Consider the following 24,119-nt stretch of genomic DNA (forward strand, 5'->3'; position numbering starts at 1 on the left):
CTGACATGACATCTGCGCTGTACCCGACCCGGTTGCCTTGCGGCAACCGGGTTCTTGATTTGGCTCATACGCACGTGATGGGCATTCTCAACGCAACTCCAGACTCCTTCTCCGATGGCGGCCGTTATGGCACGCTGGATGCTGCGCTGCGGCATGCGCAAGCAATGGTCATGGCAGGTGCCACTCTGATCGACGTCGGTGGAGAGTCCACGCGCCCTGGTGCACGACCGGTATCTCCCGCCGAGGAGGTAGAGCGCGTGGCGCCTGTTGTCGAGATCATCGCGCGTGAGCTTGACGTGATTATCTCGGTCGATACATCCACGCCTCAGGTCATGCTGGAGGCGGCGCGTCTGGGCGCAGGCCTTATCAACGACGTACGCTCCCTGCAGCGTCCAGGCGCGCTTGAGGCTGCTGCAAGCACGGGTTTGCCGGTCTGCCTGATGCATATGCTGGGCGAGCCCGGCACCATGCAGGACGATCCGCATTATCAGGACCTGGTGGGTGAGGTCAGTGCGTTCCTGCTCGAGCGCATGAATCATTGCGTTGCTGCAGGTATTCATCGGCATCAGATCATTCTTGATCCGGGTTTTGGTTTTGCCAAGACGCTTGAACACAACCTCAGCCTGTTCAGGCAGATGGAGGCGCTGCATGTTCTGGGTCAGCCTTTGTTGGTCGGTGTATCGCGCAAGAGTATGATTGGCGCCGTATTGGGGCGTCCGGTAGACCAGCGTCTGTCGGGAGGGCTGGCCCTCGCTGCTTTGGCTGTGACCAAAGGAGCAAAAATTCTACGTGTGCACGATGTCGCCGAAACGGCTGACGTGGTGCGCATGATCGCAGCTGTCGAAGCAGCTGAATAACAACAGTGGGGCATCCATGAGTACCAGAAAATATTTCGGAACCGACGGCATTCGTGGTCGGGTAGGGCAGTTCCCGATCACACCCGAGTTCATGCTCAAGCTGGGCTGGGCTGCAGGCATGGCTTTCCGCAAAATGGGCACCTGCCGGATTCTGGTTGGCAAAGACACGCGTATTTCCGGTTACATGTTCGAGTCCGCGCTTGAGGCCGGACTTTCTGCGGCAGGTGCCGACGTGCTGCTGCTGGGGCCGATGCCGACACCTGCCATCGCCTACCTGACACGCACTTTTCACGCCGAAGCGGGCATTGTCATCAGCGCATCGCACAACCCGCATTACGACAACGGCATCAAGTTTTTCTCCGGGCAGGGCACCAAACTGCCGGATGAAATCGAAATGATGATCGAAGAGTTGCTTGATGCGCCGATGACCGTGGCCGAATCCGAAAATCTCGGCAAGGTCTCGCGGATCAACGACGCCGCAGGGCGGTACATCGAGTTCTGCAAGAGCAGCGTGCCGACCAGCACCGATTTCGCCGGTCTCAAGATTGTGATCGATTGCGCGCATGGCGCTACCTACAAGGTTGCCCCGAACGTTTTTCGTGAGCTGGGTGCTCAGGTCGTGGTGCTTTCTGCGCAGCCTGACGGGCTCAATATCAACAAGGATTGCGGTTCTACCCACATGGAGGCGCTGCAGGCTGCAGTGGTTGCGGAGCATGCCGACATGGGCATCGGCTTCGATGGTGACGGCGATCGCGTGCTGATGGTCGATCATACCGGGACCATCGTCGATGGCGATGAACTGCTCTACATCATTGCTCGTGACCTGCATGAACGTGGCCGCTTGCAGGGTGGTGTCGTCGGTACGCTGATGAGCAACCTGGGGCTTGAGCTGGCCCTTGCCGAGCAGAATATTCCGTTCGTGCGCGCGAACGTCGGTGACCGTTACGTCATCGCCGAGCTTCTCGAGCGCAACTGGCAGATCGGCGGAGAAAACTCCGGCCACATTGTCTGTTTCCAGCATGCCACGACCGGCGATGCGATTATCGCCTCGTTACAAGTGATACTGGCGCTGCGTCGCAGTGGCATCAGCCTGGCCGAAGCGCGACTCAAGTTGCGTAAATGCCCGCAGATCCTGATCAACGTGCGGTTCGAGGGCTCAAGTGTCGACCCGGTTACTCATCCGTCTGTGCAGGAGGCCTGTGCGCGCGTTACAGAGCAGATGGCGGGGCGTGGCAGGGTCTTGTTGCGCAAGTCGGGCACCGAGCCGCTTGTGCGTGTAATGGTCGAAGGTGAGGACGAGGCGCAGGTCAGGGCGTACGCCGAAGAGCTTGCAAAACTGGTTGCTGAAGTTTGCGCCTGATTTCGGCTTGCCAGTGTCGGAAGTGTTGGGTAACATCTGCGCCCACTTTGACCCACGAGGTGTAGCATGCGTCGCCCAATGGTAGCTGGTAACTGGAAAATGCACGGTACCCGCGCCAGCGTCGCTGAGCTGATCGAGGGGCTGGGCACGCAGGTGTTGCCAGGCAACGTTGATATTGCCGTAATGCCTGCGAGTCTGTTCATTCATCAAGTGGTCGAGGGGCTGCAGAAGACCTCCATCATCGTTGGTGCGCAAGATGCAGCCATCAAGGCCGAGCAGGGCGCATTGACGGGTGAAGTTGCTTCGAGCCAGCTGGCTGATTCCGGTTGCAGACTGGTACTCGTCGGGCACTCCGAGCGTCGTCAGTTGATTGGCGAACAGGATGATGTGCTCAACAAGAAGTTTGCAGCCATTCAGGCAAGCGGTCTGACCCCTGTGCTTTGCATAGGTGAGACGCTGGAAGAGCGCGAGGCAGGTCGGACGCTTGAAGTTGTCGGGCGTCAGCTTGACAGCGTAATTGCCGAGTTTGGCATCAAGGCGCTGATCAATTCAGTCATCGCCTACGAGCCGGTCTGGGCCATTGGCACCGGATTGACCGCTTCGCCTCAACAGGCGCAGGACGTGCACGCTTCAATTCGTGCGCAACTGGCAAAAGAGAATGCCGAAGTCGCACAAGGTGTGCGGCTTCTCTATGGCGGCAGCGTGAAGGCGGCCAATGCGGTCGAGCTTTTCAGTATGCCGGATATCGATGGGGGGCTCATTGGTGGCGCCTCCCTGAATGCAGATGAGTTCGGTGCGATCTGTCGCGCCGCGGGAAACTGAAAAAATGCTGGAAACAGTCGTAATTGTTTTTCACCTGTTGGGCGCTCTGGGCGTTGTTGCTCTCGTATTGCTGCAGCAGGGTAAAGGTGCGGACGCCGGTGCGTCTTTCGGAGCCGGTGCATCAAATACCGTCTTCGGTGGGCAAGGAACTGCTACCTTTCTCAGTAAGTTTACTGCTATACTTGCGGCATGTTTTTTCATAACCAGCTTGGGGTTAGGTTACTTTGCTAAAGAGAAAGCTCATCAGCTGACTCAAGCAGGTTTGCCAGACCCGGCAGTACTGGAAGTGAAGCAAAAGCCGGCGGCAGATGATGTTCCGGTGCTCGAAGCGCAAAAGCCAGCAGTTGTTCCTGCTGAAGTACCTCCAGCTTCCGAGCAAAAGTAAAAAAGAATTCGGCGATGTTTCTGCGAGATCGCCAAAGAGTTGTAATGCCGAGGTGGTGGAATTGGTAGACACGCAACCTTGAGGTGGTTGTGCCCAATGGGTGTAGGGGTTCGAGTCCCCTTCTCGGTACCAATTAACAAGGAAGCCCGCATTAGCGGGCTTTCTTGTAGGTGGATGTTGGATTGACCCAGCAATGGATCGGTCGTATACTTCCGCCCCAGCTTTGTCGCGGGGTGGAGCAGTTTGGTAGCTCGTCGGGCTCATAACCCGAAGGTCGTTGGTTCAAATCCAGCCCCCGCAACCAGTTTTAGCGGAGCCCCTTTTAAGGGGCTTTTTGTTAGCTGGACAGTACATGACGTCGATGTTCAGCGGCGTTTTCAGGGATGGGCTTTTGCCCATTTTTTTATTTTTAAAGCATGCACGAGGGGGTTCAGGTGTCGAGCAAGCTGGAACAGTTGCAGGACTTGTTGGCCCCGGTGGTCGTGGCCCTTGGCTATCAATGCTGGGGGATCGATTTCAGTTCCCAGGGCAAGCATTCGGTGCTGCGCATTTATATCGACAAGGAAGGTGGTGTTCTGGTGGACGACTGCGCAATCGTCAGTCGCCAGATCAGCGGTGTGTTGGACGTAGAAGATCCAATCAGCACCGAATACACCCTCGAAGTGTCTTCTCCTGGCATGGAGCGCCCGCTGTTCACTATTGAGCAGTTTGCTTCGTACGCCGGGGAACAAGTGAAAATAAAGCTGCGCTCGCCTTTCGAAGGTCGGCGCAACTTTCAAGGCCTTCTCCGCGGGGTGGAGGAGCAGGATGTCGTGGTGCAGGTTGAAGACCATGAATTCCTGTTGCCGATCGACTTGATCGACAAGGCCAACATTATTCCCACGTTTGACTGAGACGTGCCGGTTATTGCGGATCCCGCGGATCCAATGGCTTGCGAAAGGCGAGGCGTACGATGAGCAAAGAAGTACTGCTGGTTGTTGAGTCGGTGTCCAATGAAAAGGGCGTTCCGGCAAGTGTGATTTTTGAAGCGCTGGAGCTGGCTCTGGCCACTGCTACCAAAAAACGTTTTGAAGATGAAGTTGAGCTCCGTGTAGAGATCAACCGCCAAACGGGTAACTACGAGACTTTCCGTCGCTGGACAGTTGTCGAGGACGAAGACCTGGACGATCCGGCTTACGAGCTGGCCGTTGATCAGGCCCAGGCTAAAAGGCCGGGTGCCGTTGCTGGCGAGCTGATCGAAGAAAAGATTGATTCCATCGAATTCGGTCGTATCGCGGCGCAGACTGCCAAGCAAGTCATTGTGCAGAAAGTTCGTGAGGCCGAGCGTGCGCAGGTAGTAGATGCCTACCGCGAGCGTCTGGGTGAAATCATTTCTGGTACTGTTAAGAAGGTCACGCGTGACAATGTCATCGTTGATCTTGGTAACAATGCCGAAGCATTGCTGGCGCGTGAAGACATCATTTCCCGGGAAACTTTCCGGGTCGGTGTTCGCGTCCGTGCTCTGCTCAAGGAAATTCGCACTGAAAACCGTGGCCCTCAGCTGATCCTGTCGCGTACTGCGCCAGAGATGCTGATCGAGCTTTTCCGCATTGAAGTACCGGAAATTGCCGAAGGTCTCATCGAGGTGATGGCTGCCTCCCGTGACCCGGGTTCGCGTGCAAAAATCGCTGTTCGCTCCAAGGATAAACGAATCGATCCGCAAGGCGCCTGTATCGGCATGCGCGGTTCGCGAGTTCAGGCTGTTTCCGGCGAGCTGGGTGGCGAACGTGTGGATATCGTGCTTTGGGACGATAACCCTGCGCAGTTCGTGATCAATGCAATGTCCCCTGCAGAAGTAGCGGCAATCATCGTAGATGAAGATGCGCATGCAATGGACATCGCAGTGGGGGCGGACAACCTGGCCCAGGCTATTGGTCGTGGCGGTCAGAACGTGCGTCTGGCCAGTCAGTTGACCGGCTGGACCCTGAATGTAATGACCGAATCGGACATCCAGGCCAAGCAGCAAGCTGAAACCGGTGACATCCTGCGCAATTTCATCGAAGAGCTCGAAGTCGATGAAGAACTGGCACAGGTTCTGGTTGATGAAGGCTTTACCAGCCTGGAAGAGATTGCCTACGTACCGTTGGAAGAAATGCTCAACATCGACGGCTTTGACGAAGACATCGTCAACGAGCTTCGCGCTCGTGCCAAGGATCGTTTGTTGACTAAAGCCATCGCTACAGAGGAAAAGCTGGCAGACGCCCATCCGGCCGAAGACCTGCTCTCGCTTGAGGGTATGGACAAGGATTTGGCGATGGAACTGGCGGTGCGCGGCGTAATTACCCGCGAAGACCTGGCCGAGCAGTCTATAGACGATCTGCTCGACATCGACGGCATTGACGATGATCGTGCCGGCAAGTTGATCATGGCCGCCCGAGCCCATTGGTTCGAGTAAGTAGGCGCGGCCTGAGGAGAGAAGTGCATGACGCAAGTCACGGTGAAAGAACTGGCCAAAGTGGTCGACACACCGGTAGAGCGCCTGTTACAGCAGATGCGTGAGGCAGGTCTGCCACACACCGCCGCCGAGCAAGTTGTGACCGATAACGAAAAACAGGCTTTGTTGACGCACTTGAAAAGTGGTCACAAGGCCAAGGTGGAAGAGCCTCGCAAGATTACCTTGCAGCGCAAGACCACCAGCACCCTGCGCGTTGCTGGCAGCAAGAGCATCAGCGTTGAAGTGCGCAAGAAAAAAGTATTCGTGCAGCGTAGCCCGGAAGAGATCGAAGCCGAGCGCAAGCGCGAGATGGACGAACGCCGTGCGGTAGAAAATGCCGCTCGTCAAAAGGCTGAAGAAGAAGCCAAGCGCCGCGCTGAAGAAGATGCGCGTAGCCAGCCTGCTGGTGCCCAGACTACCGAACAGGCTGCTTCGGCACCTGCTCAGCCTGTCGCTGCTGCCGATCCAGTGCGTGAAGCACCGGTGGCCGCTGCTCCGGCACCTGCCAATGCCGCACCTTCAGCCGACGCTCGCAAGCGTGACGAACAGCGTCGCCCTGACAAGCCTCGTGCTGATGACCGCAATGCCCGTGGCGGCGACGGCGAGCGTAAAAACGCGCCGCATCGCGCTTCGGTAAAAGAGAAGGCTCCGGCCCCTCGCGTTGCTCCTCGTACCACCGACGAAGAAAGCGACAGCTTCCGTCGTGGTGGTCGCGGCAAAGGCAAGCTGAAGAAGCGTAACGCGCACGGTTTCCAGAGCCCTACCGGCCCTGTTATTCGTGACGTTGCCATTGGCGAGACCATCACTGTCGGCGAGTTGTCGGCACAGATGTCGGTCAAGGCTGCTGAAGTCATCAAGTTCATGTTCAAGATGGGCACCCCGGTGACCATCAACCAAGTACTGGATCAGGAAACTGCCCAGTTGATCGCCGAAGAGCTGGGCCACAAGGTCACGCTGGTCAGCGACAACGCCCTGGAAGATTCCCTGGCTGAATCGCTGAAGTTCGAAGGCGAGTCGTTCTCTCGTGCGCCGGTTGTGACCGTAATGGGCCACGTCGACCACGGCAAGACCTCGCTGCTCGACTACATCCGTCGCGCCAAGGTAGCTGCTGGCGAAGCCGGTGGTATCACTCAGCATATCGGTGCCTACCACGTTGAAACCGAACGCGGCATGGTTACTTTCCTCGACACCCCTGGTCACGCCGCGTTTACCGCCATGCGTGCTCGTGGTGCCAAGGCTACCGACATCGTCATCCTGGTGGTTGCTGCCGATGACGGCGTGATGCCGCAGACCATCGAAGCCGTCCAGCATGCTGTTGCTGCTGGTGTGCCGCTGGTCGTTGCTGTGAACAAGATCGACAAGCCGGGTGCCGACCTCGATCGCATCCGCAGCGAGTTGTCAGTCCATGGCGTGACCTCCGAAGAGTGGGGCGGTGATACGCCTTTCGTTTCGGTCTCCGCGAAAATGGGTACTGGTGTCGACGAACTGCTGGAAGCTGTTCTGCTTCAAGCTGAAGTTCTGGAACTCAAGGCAACTCCTTCGGCTCCTGGCCGTGGTGTTGTTGTCGAGTCCCGTCTTGACAAGGGCCGTGGCCCGGTCGCTACTGTTCTGGTTCAGGACGGTACTCTGCGTCAGGGCGACATGGTTCTGGTCGGTTCGAACTTCGGTCGCATTCGCGCCATGCTTGATGAGAATGGCAAGCCGGTCAAAGAAGCAGGTCCTTCGATTCCGGTCGAAATCCTGGGTCTTGACGGTACTCCGGATGCTGGCGACGAGATGTCGGTACTGGCTGACGAGAAGAAAGCCCGTGAAGTCGCGCTGTTCCGTCAAGGCAAGTTCCGCGAGGTCAAACTGGCTCGCGCTCATGCCGGCAAGCTGGAAAACATCTTCGAGAACATGGGCCAGGCAGAGAAGAAGACGCTTAATATCGTCCTCAAATCTGACGTACGTGGTTCCCTCGAAGCGTTGAACGGCGCCTTGAACGGCCTGGGTAACGACGAAGTGCAAGTGCGCGTGGTCGGTGGCGGTGTCGGTGGTATCACCGAGAGCGACGCCAACCTGGCACTGGCCTCCAACGCTGTACTGTTCGGCTTCAACGTGCGTGCCGATGCTGGCGCCCGCAAGATCGTCGAGCAGGAAGGTCTGGATATGCGTTACTACAACGTGATCTACGACATCATCGAAGACGTCAAGAAAGCCCTTACCGGTATGCTTGGCAGCGACGTTCGGGAGAACATCCTGGGCATCGCCGAAGTCCGCGATGTGTTCCGTTCGCCGAAATTCGGCGCGATCGCAGGCTGTATGGTTCTGGAAGGCACTGTCTACCGTAACCGTCCGATCCGTGTACTGCGTGAAGACATCGTTATCTTCGAAGGCGAGCTGGAATCCCTGCGCCGCTTCAAGGACGACGCTGCCGAAGTACGTGCCGGCATGGAATGCGGTATCGGCGTCAAGAGCTACAACGACGTCAAGGTCGGTGACAAGATCGAAGTCTTCGAGAAGGTCCAAGTGGCTCGCAGCCTCTAAATCGCGAGCCTCGGGAGCCACGGTGGAAGCGTCGCATGCAAATGCCCTGTTTCCTGCGTGGGCTCTAAACGCAACGCCCGGTCTGACAATTGTCAGGCCGGGCGTTTGCCGCTTTCAGACGGTCAGGGTTTGGTCCCGGATCAGTAACAGGTAACAAACATGGCAAAAGAATACAGCCGTACCCAACGTATCGGTGATCAGATGCAGCGCGAACTGGCGCAGCTGATTCGTCGCGAAATCAAGGACCCACGTGTGGGTCTGGTCACTATCACCGCCGTAGACGTCAGCCGTGATGTCGGTCATGCAAAGATTTTCATGACTGTCATGGGGCAGGACAATGCCGAAGATATCGCGCAGACCATCAAGGTGCTCAACTCTGCAGCAGGTTTCCTGCGCATGCAGCTGGCCCGTGAAATGAAGTTGCGCAGCGTGCCTCAACTGCATTTCCACTATGACGAAAGCGTCGTACGTGGTGCGCACCTCTCGGCCCTGATCGAGCGCGCAGTGGCAGAAGACGGCCAGCATCAGGAAGGCCCTGCTTCGCCAGACGCAAAACCTGAAAGTACCGGGGAATAAGCGGTGGCTCAGGTCAAGCGTATACGTCGCAATGTCAGCGGGATCATCCTGCTCGACAAGCCGCTGGGCTTCACTTCCAACGCCGCACTGCAGAAGGTCCGCTGGCTGCTCAATGCCGAGAAAGCCGGGCACACGGGCAGTCTTGATCCTCTGGCAACCGGCGTCCTGCCGTTATGCTTTGGCGAGGCTACCAAGTTCTCTCAGTACTTGCTCGATTCGGACAAGTCCTACGAGACCCTGGCGCAACTCGGTAAGACCACTAACACGGCCGACGCCGAGGGTGAGGTTTTGCTGACCCGTCCGGTGACCGTTGGTCGCGACGATATTGAAGCGGTTCTTCCGCATTTTCGCGGGCAAATCAGCCAGATACCTCCCATGTACTCAGCCCTCAAGCGTGACGGGCAGCCACTTTACAAGCTGGCGCGTGCAGGGGAAGTAGTGGAGCGCGAGCCTCGTTCTGTTACTATTGCGCGCCTGGAATTACTTGATTGCGAAGGCGAGACAGCCCGTTTTTCGGTGGACTGCAGTAAAGGCACCTATATCCGTACGCTGGTCGAGGATATTGGTGAGAAGCTTGGTTGTGGTGCTTACGTCGCAGAGCTGCGCCGTACCCAGGCCGGGCCTTTCTCGCTGGCACAAACAGTTACCTTGGAAGAGCTGGAGCAAGTGCATGCCGACGGCGGCAATGAAGCGGTAGACCGCTTTTTGATGCCTTCGGACAGTGGCTTGCTGGACTGGCCGCTGCTGAAGTTTTCCGAGCACAGTTCGTTTTACTGGCTGCATGGTCAGCCAGTACGCGCCCCGGACGCGCCGCAATTCGGCATGGTACGGGTGCAGGATCACGAAGGTCGCTTCATCGGTATCGGTGAAGTCAGCGAAGACGGGCGCATTGCGCCGCGTCGATTGATTCGGTCAGAGTGACCGAAACCAGTCCATTGGCAGGCTAGCCTGCGAGTGGGGTGGAACGAGGATGGCTGTCAACAGGCACGGTCATATCTCATTTTTTAATACGGGGTTTTGTCCCCGGCCTGTTGGAAACGTTTCTCCGGAAGCGCTTCCCTGAAATAAGGATTGCCCACATGGCACTCAGCGTTGAAGAAAAAGCTCAGATCGTAACCGACTACCAGCAAGCTGTTGGTGATACAGGTTCGCCAGAAGTGCAGGTTGCACTGCTGACCGCCAACATCAACAAACTGCAAGGCCACTTCAAGGCCAACGGTAAGGACCACCACTCGCGTCGTGGCCTGATCCGTATGGTAAACCAGCGTCGCAAGCTGCTGGATTACCTGAAAGGTAAGGACGTTAGCCGTTACAGCGCCCTGATCGGTCGTCTGGGTCTGCGTCGCTAATAACGACGTTGCTAGAGGTTGGTTGTCTGTCATGATCCATCGGGCTTGCCCGGGGGGGATGGCAGGCTCCCAGCCTCAAGTTTTATCTGGGCTGTGGAAGGGGCCGATTCCCCACGCTGCCCAAGAATTCGCAAGAAACCAGTTCCCCAAGAGCCACAAAGAAAGGTAGGAAACCGTGAACCCGGTAATCAAAAAGTTTCAGTTCGGTCAATCGACCGTAATCCTCGAGACAGGCCGTATCGCCCGTCAAGCCTCTGGCGCAGTATTGGTCACCGTTGACGACGACGTCAGCGTACTTGTGACTGTGGTCGGCGCCAAACATGCTGACGCTGGCAAAGGCTTCTTCCCTCTGTCCGTGCACTACCAGGAAAAAACCTACGCTGCCGGCAAGATTCCCGGCGGTTTCTTCAAGCGTGAAGGCCGTCCTTCCGAGAAAGAAACCCTGACCTCGCGTCTGATCGACCGTCCGATCCGTCCGCTGTTTCCAGAAGGCTTCATGAACGAAGTGCAGGTTGTCTGCACCGTCGTCTCCACCAGCAAGAAAATCGATCCGGACATCGCTGCGATGATCGGTACGTCTGCTGCTCTGGCCATCTCCGGTATTCCGTTCGACGGTCCGGTCGGTGCTGCGCGCGTTGCTTTCCACGAAAGCACCGGCTACCTGTTGAACCCGACCTACGAGCAGTTGCAGGCTTCGAGCCTGGACATGGTTGTGGCCGGTACTTCCGAAGCCGTTCTGATGGTTGAATCGGAAGCCAAAGAGCTGACCGAAGACCAGATGCTGGGCGCTGTGCTGTTCGCCCACGACGAGTTCCAGGTGGTCATCAACGCCATCAAGGAACTGGCTGCCGAAGCCGCCAAGCCTACATGGGACTGGCAGCCTAAGCCTGAAGCGACCGCACTGCTGGGCGCTATCCGTGCCGAGTTTGGCGACGCGATCTCCCAGGCTTACACCATCACCGTCAAGGCCGACCGCTATGCGCGTCTGGGCGAGCTGAAAGATCAGGTCGTTGCCAAGCTGGCTGTTGAAGAAGGCAGCCCGTCTGCCAGCGAAGTCAAAGCGGCTTTCGGTGAAATCGAATACCGCACCGTTCGCGAAAACATCGTCAACGGCAAGCCGCGTATCGACGGCCGTGACACCCGCACCGTACGTCCTCTGAACATCGAAGTCGGCGTTCTGCCCAAGACTCACGGTTCGGCACTGTTCACCCGCGGCGAAACTCAGGCGCTGGTTGTTGCCACTTTGGGTACTGCCCGTGACGCACAGTTGCTCGACACCCTTGAAGGCGAGAAAAAAGACCCCTTCATGCTGCACTACAACTTCCCTCCGTTCTCGGTGGGCGAGTGTGGTCGCATGGGCGGTGCTGGCCGTCGCGAGATCGGTCACGGTCGTCTGGCTCGTCGCAGCGTACAGGCCATGCTGCCGGGCGCTGATGTGTTCCCGTACACCATCCGTGTTGTGTCGGAAATCACCGAGTCCAACGGTTCCAGCTCCATGGCTTCGGTCTGCGGTGCATCCCTGGCACTGATGGACGCTGGTGTTCCGATGAAAGCGCCGGTTGCCGGTATCGCCATGGGCCTGGTCAAGGAAGGCGAGAAGTTCGCCATTCTGACCGACATCCTGGGTGACGAAGATCACTTGGGCGACATGGACTTCAAGGTAGCCGGTACCTCCAAAGGTGTTACCGCGCTGCAGATGGACATCAAGATCAAGGGCATCACCGAAGAAATCATGGAGATCGCTCTGGGCCAGGCCCTGGAAGCTCGCCTGAATATCCTCGGTCAGATGAACCAGATCATCGGTCAGTCGCGTAACGAGCTGTCGGCCAATGCTCCGACCATGATCGCGATGAAAATCGACACCGACAAGATCCGTGACGTGATCGGCAAGGGTGGCGCAACCATCCGTGCAATCTGTGAAGAGACCAAGGCTTCGATCGACATCGAAGACGACGGCTCGATCAAGATCTTCGGCGAATCCAAGGAAGCGGCTGAGGCTGCACGTCAGCGCGTTCTGGGTATCACCGCAGAAGCAGAGATCGGCAAGATCTACCTCGGCAAGGTTGAGCGCATCGTCGACTTCGGCGCATTCGTCAACATTCTGCCTGGCAAGGACGGTCTGGTTCACATCTCCATGTTGAGCGACGCTCGCGTAGAGAAAGTGACCGACATCCTGAAAGAGGGTGAAGAAGTCGAAGTACTGGTACTGGACGTGGATAACCGCGGCCGTATCAAGCTGTCTATCAAAGACGTAGCCGCAGCGAAAGCGTCGGGCGTCTGATTGATTTAAGCCGCTTGTGAAAAAGGACTCTTCGGAGTCCTTTTTTTATGTGCGCAATTAGGGGGTTACAGCGCCGTCGCGCAAAAAGCCATCTTTGAAACATGCATCTTGCAAGGATTAAAGCTGGTTAACGGGCAATCTGCACGATTACGCAAACTAACTAAAAATATAACTATATGATTTATATGGATTTTTCGTCGAGCTCGTATCTGGCACAGCGCTTGCGATATAACCAGTAACCCTGCAGCCACTCACCTGGCGCAGTTTTTGAGAAAAACAGGAGTTATCGTATGAAGAAGTTTGCTATCGCTGCCGCTACCGCAACTGCCCTGACTCTGACCATGGCTAACGCTGCTTTTGCACAGACCTCGGCTCAAGCGCCAATGGTTCTGGCAGCCAATACCACTACTCAAGAAGTCAAAGAAGATACTTCTGACACCTGGATCACCACCAAAGTCAAAGCTGACCTGCTGACTGAAAAAGGCATTCCTGGTTCGGACATCAAGGTTGAGACCAACAAAGGCGTGGTTTCCCTGTCCTCCATGGTAAAAGTTACTGAAGCCCAGAAAAACACCGCCGTCGCCATCACCAAGAAAATCAAAGGTGTTAAAGACGTATCGGCTGCTGGCCTGAAAGCCGAGTAATCGAATACTGCCTCATGAACACCCGCAGTCATTGATTGATGGAAAGTTCATGCGAGGCAACAAGGATGTTGCCATTACAGGCCCCGACTGAAGAGTTGGGGCCTGTTCTATTGTGGGCAGCCGTTTTACAGACAGGTGCTTGTGGCGATCAGCGACCGCGCCTGCTGTCTATCCGGACCAGACGTCCGCCTTCGAAGTGCAAGTACTGATACATCCCGTTGTCTGGACCGTAGATCCACTCCTCGATTTTGACGGTCTCTGCCCGGCGATAGTCGGCGCTGAATGTTTCCTGGGTGCCGGTAACCTCCTGACTGGCTGGCGCGCCGCACTTCTGCTGAACCTCGAACGTCCTGTCCCCGGTACTGATCAGCTGGTTGCCGCAACGCAAGGTCGATGCGAGGCTCGGCAAGGCGACTGATCCTGCTGCCAGGGTCAGTGTCAGGTTGATCAGCATTTTGATTCGCATGTGTGGCAACGGATTTACTCACTGTCCAGGTGGAGCGGGCTGATGACTTTACCATCCGGTTGGGCCTGACCGAGTCGCGCGTCCACAAAGTAGACCCGCGCGTCTTCCAGTTTGCCCTTGTCAACCAGGTAGTCCTTGATGCTGCTGGCCCGGTTCTGGCCCAGCTCACGCAGCAATACTTCGTTACTGCTCCAGAACTTGAGTACGGCTGCACGCATCTGGCCGGCACGCTGGTCCTTGCTCAGGCTGGCCCATTCGGCAGGCGGCTGCTGTTTCAGGCGAGTCCGGTAGATGCCTTCCAGCATCGGTGCTTTCTCAACGTCTGGAACCTCTATAAGGCCAGCTTTGGCCGGAACCTTGTCGCCGCGGCGCTGAAGAATCTTGTAATACGTGTATTGATATTCGCGTTCGAGCCTCTGCTGGGCAATCAACGGACCGTCGCTGCTGGCGGCGCTGGTGCCTTCGATCTCAAGCTTGAGGTCCGGACGTTCCTTGAGGGCGCCGGAGAGCTTGTCCAGGGCCTTTTGCGCTTCTGCCGACAAGTCACTCGAGCCTGGCGCGAAGCTGACGCTACCGAGGTCCTCGGAGCTTCCGCCGGCAACCAGCCCGCCGAGCATCTTGAACGGGGCTTGCGCGGCGCGCAGCACGAGGTTGCGCAGGGTTTGCCAGACAATCGGCATCACGCTGAACTGAGGATTGTTGAGGTCCCCTTCGATCGGCAACTCAAGCGAAATTCGACCCTTGGTGTCCTTGAGCAAGGCGACGGCCAGGCGAATAGGCAGATCAAGTGCATCCGGGCTGTCGACCCGTTCGCCCAATTGCAACTGCTCGATCAATACCTTGTTCTGGGCCTTGAGCTGGCCTTTGGTGATCAGGTAGTGCAGGTCGAGGTTCAACCGACCCTTGCGAATCCTGAACCCTGCGAACTTGCCGGAATAGGGCGTCAGGTTGGTCAGTTCGACACGCTTGAAGCTGGTGGTGATATCCAGGCTGGCCATCGGGTCAAACGGGTTGACGCTGCCTTTGATGGTCACTGGTGCATAACGGTCGACCTTGCCTTCGATGTTTACCGGAGCAGGCGTGGCCTTGCGGTTGTCTATGGTGCCTATGCGACCGTTGAGTTGTTGCACGGCGGTCGCGAAGTTAGGTGTCAGGGTCATGTCGGCAAAGTTGGCCGAGCCATCCTTGATGTTCACTTCACCGACGTAGATCGCCAGCGGGTTTTCCTTGTTCTTCCTGGGCGGCGACTTGGCTGTTTTCGGTTGCGCTGCAGTCTTGTCGTCCGGTTGCGGGATCAGCAGGTCATCGATATTGGTGGTGCGGTCCTCGTTGATCATGAAGCGCGCGTAAGGCTGGCTCATGTTCACCCTGGCGATCGAAAGCCCGGTGCCGTGCTGGTAATCCAACCCTTCAAGCTCCAGCTGTTGCCATTTGAGAAAGTCCCGCTGTTTGAGGGTATCGAGCGTATGGAGCTGGTTGACCTGCGCCTTGCCGGTCACGCTGAATGCAAGCGGTTCGGTACTTTTCAGATTGACTGCCAGGTCACTGCCCAGCATGCCGCTGCGCAATTCCAGAAGAATGAACGGGCTGATATAGGCCTGAGCCACTCGCAAGTCTATGTCTCGGGTCGTCACGTTCAGACGCGCACTCACCGGGTTGAGATTTACGTCGCCGCTTGCGCTGAGAGTGCCTTGTTTACCCAGCCCGGTGTCGAGCTTGAGGGTAAAGGGTGATTTATTCAGGCTGTCGAAGTTCTGGATATCCACATTAAGCGGGCCGACATCCAGCGCAACAGGTTCCTTGGGCACGCGATCCGCAAGGTGGACCGTGTAGTTGCGCAGCTGTACGTCACGCAACAGCACCTGCCATGGCTTGCTCGGCGTCGACGCTTGAGCGCTGCTGGCTGACGCTGGCTGAGCTGCCTTTTCGTCCACTGCCGGCTTTTGCGGCGGGGCCGGCTTGCCCGGCTGGCTGGCGAACAATTTTTGCCAGTCCAGCTGCCCGTCCGCCTCGCGCGCGGCCCAGGTTTCCAGCTTTTGGCTGCGGATCTTGCCTACGTTGACCAGTTGCTTTGCCAGGTCGACCGATGTTTCGCTGACGTCCAGGCGTTGCAGGCGCACCAGAGGTCGCTTGTCAGGCGTGTTCAACGCAAAGGGCGCGACGCTGGCTGACAGGTTGGTCAACTGGAAGCGGGTTTCCTTGGTCAGATCGAGCTTGTAGGCGGTGCTGAAATTGAGCACGCCATCCTCAAGTGCCAGAGGCAAGGCATCACGCACATAGGGCCACCACAGTTTCATCTTTCCATCGGTGACTTTAAGCGTGCCCTCGGACGTGATCGGTATCAGGCTGATACGGCCTACCCAATCAATCTGTCCGCCATCCGGCCCTGCCGCGACCAGTGTCATGTCGGCATTGTCTTCGGGCAGCGTGCTGAGGTTCTTGAGTTCGAAATTGAGTGCGTCGTAGAGAAACTCGATGGGCTGGCCGGGGCGCAGATCCTGAAAGTGAACGTAGCCATCGGCCAGTTTTATTTCGTCGATGCGCAGCGGGAACGGCTTGGCGGGTGGCTCATCCTGCTTAGGTTCGCTGGCTGGCAGTTTGAACAGCTGAGCCAGGTTGAGCTTGCCTTGCTTGTCGAACAACAGCTCGGTCTTTGGTTTGATCAGCTCGACACGTTGCAGATGCAGGGCCCGTGTCCACAGGCTGTCGATTTGCAGATTGGCGTAGAGCTTTTCAAACGCAACCTGCTCCTTGCCCGGCGTACCGATGTTCATGCCCCACAGGGTCAATTCGAGCGTGTAGGGATTGAATTCAAGCCGCTCCAGCCTGGCCGGTACGGTCGAGTAATTGGCCAGTTGCTGATTCGCAACACGCAGAGCAACGCCGGGAAGGATGAAAAACCCCAGCAAGCTGTAGAGCGTAAGCACAGCCAGCACGGAGCCAAGTGTGTATTTCAATCCTCTGGACATGGGCAGCGGCGTCTCTCTCTCTTTTGGAAGCCCTTGGAGTATGGCATGCCTGTTCGGTTCCCAAGGCACTGCCGTCACGGCTTGTAGGAGTTTTCCGGTATTAAATACGGATCAAAGTTGCAGAATCAGCGTTTTCAGCGGGGGCTGATTATCCAGAGAAGGGAAGTCCTCGGCGGGGCGCACTTCCTGACAGTCGCGCACCGGGCGCCCAGCCTTGGTTGCGCAGCGTAATACCTGCTCACGCCAGTCTTGCATGCTGACCTTTGCCAGATTGTTGCAGCAGATCAGCACGCCGTCGTCTGCTGTGGTCAGCAGGGCAGGTTTTAGCAGGCTTTGATAATCGCGCAGCAGGTCAACGGTGCCGAAAGCACTCTTGGCCCAGGCAGGCGGGTCGAGCAGGACCAGATCATATTGGCGCTGTTGCAGCTTTACGTAGCTGGGCAACTGCTGGCTGCGCCGCGCTGCGATGGGCAGCCCGGCCAACTGGCGAATCGCCGGGAAATAATCCGACTGAATGAACTGCATCGTTGGCAGATGGGGGTTCAGCGCACCATTCTCGCGGCCCACCGCGAGGTTGCCTTCGGCGAAATCCAGGTTGCACACCTCGCTGGCGCCACCGGCCGCAGCGCTCAGACCTACGCCGCAGGTGTAAGCGAACAGGTTCAAGACACGCTTGCCCGCACTGTGCTGCTTCACCCAGCCACGTGTATTGCGCAGGTCGAGAAACAGCAGCGGGTCCTGGCCGGCATGTCGTCCACGGACCCGGTAATTGAGCCCCCATTCGTGCCCGACATGGTCGGCCAGCGCCGCATCTTCAGCCTTGTAGACCGTGTCTTGACGGTCCACACGCGAGTTGCCTTGCGAGCGATCGTTATAGACCAGCAGGGTTTCCAGCCCCAGGTAAGCATTGACCTGCGCATGCAAAGCGAGCAATGCCTCGCGATCCAGGCGGGTGTGGAAACTCTGCACCAGCAACTGCGGGCCGTAACGGTCGATGGTCAGCCCGCTGGCGCCTTCCTGGCTGCCGTGAAACAGTCGATAGCAATCCGTACCCTGCCTGTGCAGTTCGCCAAGCAATGGTTGGCGATTGTCGAGGGCGACGCCGAGCGCCTGATTCAAGGAAGACATGCTGAGCGCCTCGGGCAGGAATTAGGCGCGGGAGTTTACCAGTTACCGGTCGCCAGAGGTTTTTGCCGTCTGTTCTAGAGTCTGGAAGCCTGGGAGGGGCTGTCACACAGTGCCAACATTGTCCTGCTAAGTTGCTTTTTTGCCTGTCAGTGAGGGGATAACCGTGAGCCAGTTCGATCTCAAGCGTCGCCGTGTCATTCAGGCAGTCGGGGCCGTCGGGGCGGGTTTGATGCTGCCGGGCGTTGCGCCGGCAGTTATCGCATCCGTCCAGGACCGGCCAAAGATGGCTGACGGTGTTCAGTCCGGTGACGTATTCGGCGACAAGGCAATCGTCTGGAGCCGCAGCGATCGGCCTTCGCGCATGGTCGTTGAGTGGGACACGCGCAGTATGTTTACCCAGCCTCGTCGGGTGGTGTCGGCGCTCGCTGATCAGCGCACCGATTTCACCGCGCGCGTCGAATTGAGCGGACTGCCGGTCGATCAGGCGATTTTCTACCGCGTTTCGTTTGAAGATGCACAGAGCGGTGTGGTCAGCGAACCATGGTTCGGCCATCTGCGCAGCATGCCGCAACAGCGTCGTGACATTCGTTTCGTCTGGAGTGGTGACACGGTCGGGCAGGGCTTTGGCATCAATCCCGACATTGGCGGCATGCGTATCTACGAAGCGATGCGTTTGCGCTTGCCCGATTTTTTTATCCACAGCGGCGACACCATCTACGCCGACAGCCCGGTGCCGGAGCAGCTCACTACCGAAGGGGGCCGCATCTGGCGCAACATTACCACCGAGGCAAAAAGCAAGGTGGCGGAGACCCTCGACGAATACCGGGGCAATTACCGCTACAATCTGATGGATGAAAACATGCGCCGCTTCAATGCCGAAGTGCCGCAGATCTGGCAGTGGGACGACCACGAAGTCACCAACAACTGGTCGCCCAGCAAACAGCTGGATGATCGTTACAAGGTCAAGGATATTCAGTTGCTGTCCTCGCGTGCCCGTCAGGCGTATCTGGAATACGCGCCTTTGCGCCTGCAAGAGGCGGACAAGGGCGGGCGCATCTACCGCAAGATCCCCTATGGCCCGATGCTCGATGTGTTCGTCCTCGACATGCGCAGCTACCGCGACGGCAATGACGCCAACCTGGCCGACAAGCCTGGCCCGACCACCGCTTTTCTTGGTCGTGAGCAACTCGACTGGCTCAAGCGCGAACTCAGCGCGTCGCGTGCGCAATGGAAAGTCATTGCCGCTGACATGCCTATCGGTCTGGGCGTGCCGGATGGCGAGGTGAGCCCCGGTGTCCCTCGTTGGGAGGCCATTGCCAACGGCAATGATGGCCCGGCGCTCGGCCGGGAGCTGGAGGTTGCCGAGCTGTTGGCGTACCTGCGCGCGCAGAAGGTTCGCGATTGTGTCTGGCTGACCGCCGATGTCCATTACTGCGCGGCGCATCATTACCAGCCGGATCGAGCCGTGTTTCAGGACTTTGACCCGTTCTGGGAATTCGTGGCCGGGCCACTGAATGCGGGCAGCTATGGCCCCAACGTGCTGGACAAGACGTTTGGCCCTGAGCTGGTGTTCCAGAAGGCGCCGCCTGCACAGAACACTTCACCTTTCGCGGGTTACCAGTTCTTTGGTGAAGTGAATATCGATGGGCAAACCGGCGAGATGTCCGTCGCGCTGCGTGATCTTGATGGTGTGTCGGTGTTTGAGCGCAAATTGCAGCCGACGGCGGAAGTCAGCCGAATCGTCTGACAGACAGCGGTAGCGGGGCGGGTAGGTTTTTCGGAAATTCCTTGCAACATGCTTGTCGCCGGTGGCCTATCATGAGCTACCTAACGACGAGACCGGATGCGTTGCATGCTGGCTATCTTTCTCGAAACCCTGAACATCACCGCCCCGGTGTTTGCCATGCTGTTCCTGGGTGTGTTCCTCAGGCGCATCGGCGCGATCAACGACGGTTTCATCGTCGCCGCTTCCGGGCTGGTGTTCAACGTCACCATGCCTGCATTGCTGTTTCTGGGCATCATCCACGCTGATTTGCGCACCGCGCTGCAACCCCGGCTGCTGATTTTTTTCAGCATAGCGACGCTGCTCAGTTTCGCGTTCGCCTGGGGTTGGGCGATCTGGCGCTGCCCGTACGCCGAGCGGGGGATCTACGTCCAAGGCGCGTTCCGCGGCAATAATGGCGTGATTGGTCTGGCGCTGGCAGCCAGTATGTATGGCCCGCCCGGGATTTCTCTGGGGGCGATTCTCGCGGCGCTCGTTATCGTGTTTTACAATACGCTGTCGACGGTAGTGCTGGCTGTATACAGCCCGGTGATCAAGTCTGACCCCTGGAGCATCTTCAAAAGTGTGCTGGCCAACCCGCTGATCATCAGCGTGCTCATTGCCTCACCCTTCGCCTACTTCAGCATCGGTCTGCCTACCTGGCTGGAGACTTCCGGCAGCTATCTGGCACAGATGACGTTACCTCTGGCGCTGATCTGCATCGGTGGCACCCTGTCGCTGGCGTCGTTGCGCAAAAGCGGCAAGCTGGCCATCAGCGCGAGTGTCATGAAGATGGTCACGTTGCCGGTGCTTTGCACGCTGGCAGCCTGGCTGGCAGGTTTTCGCGGGACGGAGCTGGGGATTCTGTTTCTCTACTTCGGCAGCCCGACCGCCGCAGCCAGCTACATCATGGCGCGCACTGCCAACGGCAACTATGAACTGGCTGCGGCGATCATCGTGATCACCACGCTGGCTGCCGCGGTGACCACCAATGTCGGAATTTTCATCCTGCAGTGGGGTGGCTGGATCACGCCGACGTGACGTAGCTGTCGATCACTTCCTGCGCTGCACGAAACGCGTCGATGGCTGCCGGCACGCCCGCGTATACCGCGCAATGCAGCAACGCTTCCCGAATCTCCTCGACCGTGCAGCCGTTGTTCAACGCACCTCGTACATGGCCCTTCAGCTCTTGCGGGCATTTGAGGGCAGTCAGGGTGGCCAGGGTAATCAGGCTGCGGGTCTTCAACGGCAGACCTTCACGGTTCCAGACGCTGCCCCAAGCGTGTTCATTGACGAAGTCCTGCAAAGGCTGGCTGAAATCGGTGGCATTACCCAAGGCTCGGTCGACGTAGACATCGCCCATTACCTGGCGGCGGATCTGCTCGCCGTCGCTGATTTTTTTGTCTGTCATGGCGTTTCTCCTTGGGTCGATGCGGGTTGAAATCAGTGCTGGCGGCGCCACGCGCTGACTGTGCGCCAGGCAACGATAAGGCCCAGCACAGGCAAAACAAAGGCAAGCATCCCGCCTTCAAGCCTGCTGGCCAGCGCCATGCCGGTACTTATCGCCAGAATATGCAGCCCGTAGGTCAGGTACAGCGCCAACAGTAGCAGGCCTTCGATACGGTCGATGCGGTAGCCGGAATAGAACAGCGGCACGCACAGCAGCGAAACACCCAGCATGACAGGCAGGTCGAACACCAACGCGTTCGGCGAAATGGTCAGTGGCACGGGGGCGACCAGCGCAGTCAGCCCCAACACTCCCAGAAGATTGAACAGGTTGCTGCCGATCACATTGCCCACTGCAATATCGCGTTCGCCGCGCAGCGCCGCTATCAGCGAAGTCATCAGCGCAGGCAGCGAAGTGCCAATGGCAATCACTGTCAGGCCGACAATACGCTCGGAAAGCCCCAGATGAATAGCCATCACCACCGAGGCACCGACCAGCAAGTGTCCGCCGGCAGTCAGCATCAGCAAACCGGTGGCAAGCATGGCCATGCGCGTGAAGGTACGAGGTTTTTCCGCTGTGGCGGCGTTGCCATGGCGAGGGCCATGCCCGCCTTGACGGATGATGATGATCAGGCAGGCCAGCAGCCCGCTCAGAAGCAGCAGGCCGTCGAACCTGCTGAATTCGCCACTCCACGAAAGGCCGATGGCCAGCAGGCAGGCGCCGATCATCAGCGGGATGTCTACACGCACCACCTGGCGGGCCACGCGCAGCGGGATGATCAGCGAGCAAAGGCCGAGTATGACCAGCACATTGAAAATATTGCCACCGATGACACTGCCTACCGCGATGTCTGTGTTATCCGAGAAGGCGGCTTGCAGGCTGACAGCCATCTGCGGCGCACTGGTGCCCATTGCCACGACGGTCAGGCCAATGATCAAGGGCCTGACCTTGAAAATTGCAGCCAGGTGCACGGCTGAGCGCACCGACAGCTCTGCGCCGATCAGCAGCAACAGCAAACCGCTGAGCATCTGAATCAGCGCGGGAGCGGGCAGGGCCGATAGCTGGAGAATAGGAGTGTCCTTGACTGAGGGTTTAATCGAGGGCCTGAACGCGAACAGGCGCGGTGCCGCTGCGCAGCATACCCAGTTGTTCGGCGGCTTCGCGAGAGACATCAATCAGTCGCCCGCGCGTGTGGGGGCCGCGGTCATTGACGCGCACAATCACTGATTTGTCGTTGTTCAGGTTGGTGACCTTCACTCGTGTCCCGAACGGCAGCTGCCTATGGGCGGCGGTCAGGGCATTTTGATTGAAGGGCTCGCCGCTGGCAGTGCGATTGCCATGATGGCGGGCTCCGTAATAAGCGGCCGTGCCCGTCTCGTCATAACCGTGAGGGTCAATGATGTGATTGGCGCAACCAGCCAGCAAGGTCAGCAGGCTGCCGGCAAGAAGAAGTCGGCGCATGGGGGGGAGGTCCTGAGTGCCAGTGGGATTGAGGTGAATCTCGTGCCAATGCTCTGCGTTGATATGCATTTCGTGATGCTCCGCGTACTCGACGCAGAGCGTCCGGAAAGGCGTCCCCACGCAGGGCATGGGGACGCTAGACGCTAGAGTGACGAGGCGATCAACCCTCCAGCTTGGCCTTCAGCAGTTCGTTGACCTGCTGAGGGTTGGCCTTGCCTTTCGAAGCTTTCATGGCCTGGCCGACGAAGAAACCGAACATCTTGCCGCGCTTGGCTTCATCAGCTGCACGGTACTGTTCGACCTGTTCTGCGTTGGCAGCCAGTACGTCATCGAGCATCGATTTAATGGCGCCGCTGTCGGTCACCTGTTTCAGGCCGCGCTTTTCGATGACTTCATCGGCGCTACCTTCACCATTGGCCATCGCTTCAAAGACCATTTTGGCGATCTTGCCCGAAATGGTGTTGTCGGTGATGCGTTTGAGCATGCCGCCCAGTTGCTCGGCGCTGACTGGCGACTGGTCGATTTCGACCCCCTGTTTGTTCAACAGGCTGCCCAGTTCGACCATGACCCAGTTGGCCGCCAGTTTGGCGTCGCCGCTGATGCTGACCACTTTTTCGAAATAGTCGGCCTGCTCGCGGCTCGAAGCCAGCACGCTGGCGTCATAGGTCGACAAGCCGAACTGGCTCTGGAAACGCTCGCGTTTCTGGGGTGGCAGTTCCGGCAGCGTGGCGCGGGTTTCTTCGATGAACGAGTCTTCGATGATCACCGGCAACAGGTCCGGGTCGGGGAAGTAACGGTAGTCGTTGGCTTCCTCCTTGCTGCGCATGGCGCGGGTTTCGTTGGTATTCGGGTCGTACAGGCGCGTCTGCTGGATAACCTTGCCGCCGTCCTCGATCAGGTCGATCTGGCGCTGGATCTCGCTGTTGATGGCCTTCTCGATGAAGCGGAACGAGTTGACGTTCTTGATCTCGCAGCGCGTGCCGAACTCGACCTGGCCCCTCGGGCGAATCGACACGTTGCAGTCGCAACGCAGCGAGCCTTCGGCCATGTTGCCGTCGCAGATGCCCAGGTAGCGGACAATCGCGTGGATCGCCTTGACGTAGGCCACGGCTTCCTTGGCGCTGCGCATGTCCGGCTCGGAAACGATCTCCAGCAATGGCGTGCCAGCACGGTTCAGGTCGATGCCGGTCATGCCCTGGAAGTCTTCGTGCAGGCTCTTGCCTGCGTCTTCTTCCAGGTGCGCGCGGGTAATGCCGACGCGCTTGACCGTGCCGTCTTCCAGCGTGATGTCCAGGTGGCCCTTGCCGACGATCGGCAATTCCATCTGGCTGATCTGATAGCCCTTGGGCAGGTCAGGGTAGAAGTAGTTCTTGCGGGCAAACACGTTGTGCTGGCCGATTTCCGCATCAACTGCCAGGCCGAACTTGACGGCCATGCGCACGGCTTCCTTGTTCAGGACCGGCAACACGCCCGGCATGCCGAGGTCTACGAGGCTGGCCTGAGTATTGGGTTCGGAGCCGAATGTGGTGGCGCTACCGGAAAAAATCTTTGATTGGGTCGAGAGCTGAGTGTGAATCTCCAGCCCGATGACGACTTCCCATTGCATGTGTTTC

21 protein-coding genes and 2 tRNA genes are annotated in these 24,119 nt (G+C 58.0%); 16 read left to right on the forward strand and 7 right to left on the reverse strand.

What is annotated here, in order from left to right; genetic code table 11:
* Positions 1–5: 5 nt before the first annotated feature.
* The 14 genes from folP to POR16_RS04485 all read left to right on the forward strand — a co-directional run bounded on the left by folP (position 6) and on the right by POR16_RS04485 (position 13,273).
* Positions 6–857 carry a dihydropteroate synthase gene (gene folP / locus POR16_RS04420; RefSeq protein ID WP_005888984.1) on the forward strand — a complete coding sequence of 284 codons (852 nt, stop codon included), beginning with the start codon at positions 6–8 and terminating at the stop codon, positions 855–857.
* Positions 858–873: 16 nt separating this feature from the next.
* Positions 874–2,217, forward strand: a complete 1,344-nt coding sequence (gene glmM / locus POR16_RS04425; RefSeq protein WP_005888986.1) for a phosphoglucosamine mutase — start codon at positions 874–876, stop codon at positions 2,215–2,217.
* Positions 2,218–2,283: 66 nt separating this feature from the next.
* Positions 2,284–3,039: a triose-phosphate isomerase gene (gene tpiA, locus POR16_RS04430; RefSeq protein ID WP_005888987.1), complete on the forward strand. Its 756-nt coding sequence runs from the start codon at positions 2,284–2,286 to the stop codon at positions 3,037–3,039.
* Positions 3,040–3,043: 4 nt separating this feature from the next.
* Positions 3,044–3,424: a preprotein translocase subunit SecG gene (gene secG / locus POR16_RS04435; protein WP_005888989.1), complete on the forward strand. Its 381-nt coding sequence runs from the start codon at positions 3,044–3,046 to the stop codon at positions 3,422–3,424.
* A gap of 46 nt (positions 3,425–3,470) precedes the next feature.
* Positions 3,471–3,556: transfer RNA gene (locus POR16_RS04440), tRNA-Leu, on the forward strand.
* Positions 3,557–3,651: 95 nt separating this feature from the next.
* Positions 3,652–3,728 (forward strand) — tRNA-Met (locus POR16_RS04445).
* 130 nt (positions 3,729–3,858) lie between these two features.
* Positions 3,859–4,317, forward strand: a complete 459-nt coding sequence (rimP, locus tag POR16_RS04450) for a ribosome maturation factor RimP (RefSeq protein ID WP_005888991.1) — start codon at positions 3,859–3,861, stop codon at positions 4,315–4,317.
* A gap of 59 nt (positions 4,318–4,376) precedes the next feature.
* A complete protein-coding gene (nusA, locus tag POR16_RS04455) occupies positions 4,377–5,858 on the forward strand; it encodes a transcription termination factor NusA (protein ID WP_005888993.1) in 1,482 nt (493 codons plus the stop codon).
* A gap of 27 nt (positions 5,859–5,885) precedes the next feature.
* Positions 5,886–8,423 (forward strand): translation initiation factor IF-2, encoded by a 2,538-nt coding sequence (gene infB, locus POR16_RS04460; protein WP_005888995.1) that lies wholly within the window; start codon positions 5,886–5,888, stop codon positions 8,421–8,423.
* A 159-nt stretch (positions 8,424–8,582) separates the two neighbouring features.
* Positions 8,583–8,999, forward strand: coding sequence for a 30S ribosome-binding factor RbfA (gene rbfA, locus POR16_RS04465; protein WP_005888997.1), 417 nt, complete (start codon positions 8,583–8,585; stop codon positions 8,997–8,999).
* Between the two features lie 3 nt (positions 9,000–9,002).
* Complete coding sequence (gene truB / locus POR16_RS04470) at positions 9,003–9,920, forward strand: tRNA pseudouridine(55) synthase TruB (protein WP_005888999.1); 918 nt, start codon at positions 9,003–9,005, stop codon at positions 9,918–9,920.
* A gap of 158 nt (positions 9,921–10,078) precedes the next feature.
* Entirely contained in the window at positions 10,079–10,348 is a 270-nt protein-coding gene (rpsO, locus tag POR16_RS04475) for a 30S ribosomal protein S15 (RefSeq protein ID WP_002555121.1), read from the forward strand.
* Between the two features lie 175 nt (positions 10,349–10,523).
* Complete coding sequence (gene pnp, locus POR16_RS04480) at positions 10,524–12,629, forward strand: polyribonucleotide nucleotidyltransferase (protein ID WP_005889001.1); 2,106 nt, start codon at positions 10,524–10,526, stop codon at positions 12,627–12,629.
* 290 nt (positions 12,630–12,919) lie between these two features.
* Positions 12,920–13,273, forward strand: a complete 354-nt coding sequence (locus POR16_RS04485; protein WP_002555119.1) for a BON domain-containing protein — start codon at positions 12,920–12,922, stop codon at positions 13,271–13,273.
* 148 nt (positions 13,274–13,421) lie between these two features.
* Here POR16_RS04485 and POR16_RS04490 read toward each other — a convergent pair whose 3' ends face one another.
* The 3 genes from POR16_RS04490 to POR16_RS04500 form a co-directional block, all read right to left on the reverse strand.
* Positions 13,422–13,727, reverse strand: coding sequence for a DUF2845 domain-containing protein (locus POR16_RS04490; protein ID WP_005889003.1), 306 nt, complete (start codon positions 13,725–13,727; stop codon positions 13,422–13,424).
* Positions 13,728–13,753: 26 nt separating this feature from the next.
* Positions 13,754–16,708: a DUF748 domain-containing protein gene (locus POR16_RS04495; RefSeq protein ID WP_122381234.1), complete on the reverse strand. Its 2,955-nt coding sequence runs from the start codon at positions 16,706–16,708 to the stop codon at positions 13,754–13,756.
* A gap of 111 nt (positions 16,709–16,819) precedes the next feature.
* Positions 16,820–17,836, reverse strand: coding sequence for a class I SAM-dependent rRNA methyltransferase (locus POR16_RS04500; protein ID WP_005889006.1), 1,017 nt, complete (start codon positions 17,834–17,836; stop codon positions 16,820–16,822).
* A 163-nt stretch (positions 17,837–17,999) separates the two neighbouring features.
* Between POR16_RS04500 and POR16_RS04505 the strand changes: the two genes are divergently transcribed.
* Together POR16_RS04505 and POR16_RS04510 are read left to right on the forward strand one after the other, a co-directional pair.
* Positions 18,000–19,583 carry an alkaline phosphatase D family protein gene (locus POR16_RS04505; RefSeq protein ID WP_005889007.1) on the forward strand — a complete coding sequence of 528 codons (1,584 nt, stop codon included), beginning with the start codon at positions 18,000–18,002 and terminating at the stop codon, positions 19,581–19,583.
* 105 nt (positions 19,584–19,688) lie between these two features.
* The gene (locus POR16_RS04510) at positions 19,689–20,639 is read left to right on the forward strand and encodes an AEC family transporter (protein WP_005889008.1); all 951 of its coding nucleotides are present in this window, start codon (positions 19,689–19,691) and stop codon (positions 20,637–20,639) included.
* Here the strand turns inward: POR16_RS04510 and POR16_RS04515 are convergent.
* The 4 genes from POR16_RS04515 to gatB form a co-directional block, all read right to left on the reverse strand.
* Complete coding sequence (locus tag POR16_RS04515) at positions 20,626–21,009, reverse strand: carboxymuconolactone decarboxylase family protein (RefSeq protein ID WP_005889009.1); 384 nt, start codon at positions 21,007–21,009, stop codon at positions 20,626–20,628. The two genes, POR16_RS04510 and POR16_RS04515, sit on opposite strands and share 14 nt — an antisense overlap.
* Before the next feature lie 32 nt (positions 21,010–21,041).
* Positions 21,042–22,073 (reverse strand): calcium/sodium antiporter, encoded by a 1,032-nt coding sequence (locus tag POR16_RS04520; protein WP_005889010.1) that lies wholly within the window; start codon positions 22,071–22,073, stop codon positions 21,042–21,044.
* A gap of 64 nt (positions 22,074–22,137) precedes the next feature.
* Entirely contained in the window at positions 22,138–22,506 is a 369-nt protein-coding gene (locus tag POR16_RS04525) for a septal ring lytic transglycosylase RlpA family protein (protein ID WP_005889011.1), read from the reverse strand.
* A 160-nt stretch (positions 22,507–22,666) separates the two neighbouring features.
* Entirely contained in the window at positions 22,667–24,112 is a 1,446-nt protein-coding gene (gene gatB, locus POR16_RS04530) for an Asp-tRNA(Asn)/Glu-tRNA(Gln) amidotransferase subunit GatB (protein ID WP_005889013.1), read from the reverse strand.
* Positions 24,113–24,119: the final 7 nt, after the last annotated feature.

The organism is Pseudomonas coronafaciens pv. oryzae str. 1_6, from assembly GCF_000156995.2.
GTDB lineage: Bacteria > Pseudomonadota > Gammaproteobacteria > Pseudomonadales > Pseudomonadaceae > Aquipseudomonas > Aquipseudomonas tremae.

What these genes read in the sequence shown, in the direction of transcription:
- POR16_RS04515 (WP_005889009.1), bottom strand. Translation starts at nt 21,009, where the DNA reads ATGACAGACAAAAAAATCAGCGACGGCGAGCAGATCCGCCGCCAGGTA.
- folP (WP_005888984.1), top strand. Translation starts at nt 6, where the DNA reads ATGACATCTGCGCTGTACCCGACCCGGTTGCCTTGCGGCAACCGGGTT.
- POR16_RS04485 (WP_002555119.1), top strand. Translation starts at nt 12,920, where the DNA reads ATGAAGAAGTTTGCTATCGCTGCCGCTACCGCAACTGCCCTGACTCTG.
- gatB (WP_005889013.1), bottom strand. Translation starts at nt 24,112, where the DNA reads ATGCAATGGGAAGTCGTCATCGGGCTGGAGATTCACACTCAGCTCTCG.
- nusA (WP_005888993.1), top strand. Translation starts at nt 4,377, where the DNA reads ATGAGCAAAGAAGTACTGCTGGTTGTTGAGTCGGTGTCCAATGAAAAG.
- POR16_RS04510 (WP_005889008.1), top strand. Translation starts at nt 19,689, where the DNA reads ATGCTGGCTATCTTTCTCGAAACCCTGAACATCACCGCCCCGGTGTTT.
- infB (WP_005888995.1), top strand. Translation starts at nt 5,886, where the DNA reads ATGACGCAAGTCACGGTGAAAGAACTGGCCAAAGTGGTCGACACACCG.
- POR16_RS04500 (WP_005889006.1), bottom strand. Translation starts at nt 17,836, where the DNA reads ATGTCTTCCTTGAATCAGGCGCTCGGCGTCGCCCTCGACAATCGCCAA.
- tpiA (WP_005888987.1), top strand. Translation starts at nt 2,284, where the DNA reads ATGCGTCGCCCAATGGTAGCTGGTAACTGGAAAATGCACGGTACCCGC.
- POR16_RS04520 (WP_005889010.1), bottom strand. Translation starts at nt 22,073, where the DNA reads ATGCTCAGCGGTTTGCTGTTGCTGCTGATCGGCGCAGAGCTGTCGGTG.
- POR16_RS04525 (WP_005889011.1), bottom strand. Translation starts at nt 22,506, where the DNA reads ATGCGCCGACTTCTTCTTGCCGGCAGCCTGCTGACCTTGCTGGCTGGT.
- POR16_RS04495 (WP_122381234.1), bottom strand. Translation starts at nt 16,708, where the DNA reads ATGTCCAGAGGATTGAAATACACACTTGGCTCCGTGCTGGCTGTGCTT.
- POR16_RS04490 (WP_005889003.1), bottom strand. Translation starts at nt 13,727, where the DNA reads ATGCTGATCAACCTGACACTGACCCTGGCAGCAGGATCAGTCGCCTTG.
- rpsO (WP_002555121.1), top strand. Translation starts at nt 10,079, where the DNA reads ATGGCACTCAGCGTTGAAGAAAAAGCTCAGATCGTAACCGACTACCAG.
- secG (WP_005888989.1), top strand. Translation starts at nt 3,044, where the DNA reads ATGCTGGAAACAGTCGTAATTGTTTTTCACCTGTTGGGCGCTCTGGGC.
- glmM (WP_005888986.1), top strand. Translation starts at nt 874, where the DNA reads ATGAGTACCAGAAAATATTTCGGAACCGACGGCATTCGTGGTCGGGTA.
- rbfA (WP_005888997.1), top strand. Translation starts at nt 8,583, where the DNA reads ATGGCAAAAGAATACAGCCGTACCCAACGTATCGGTGATCAGATGCAG.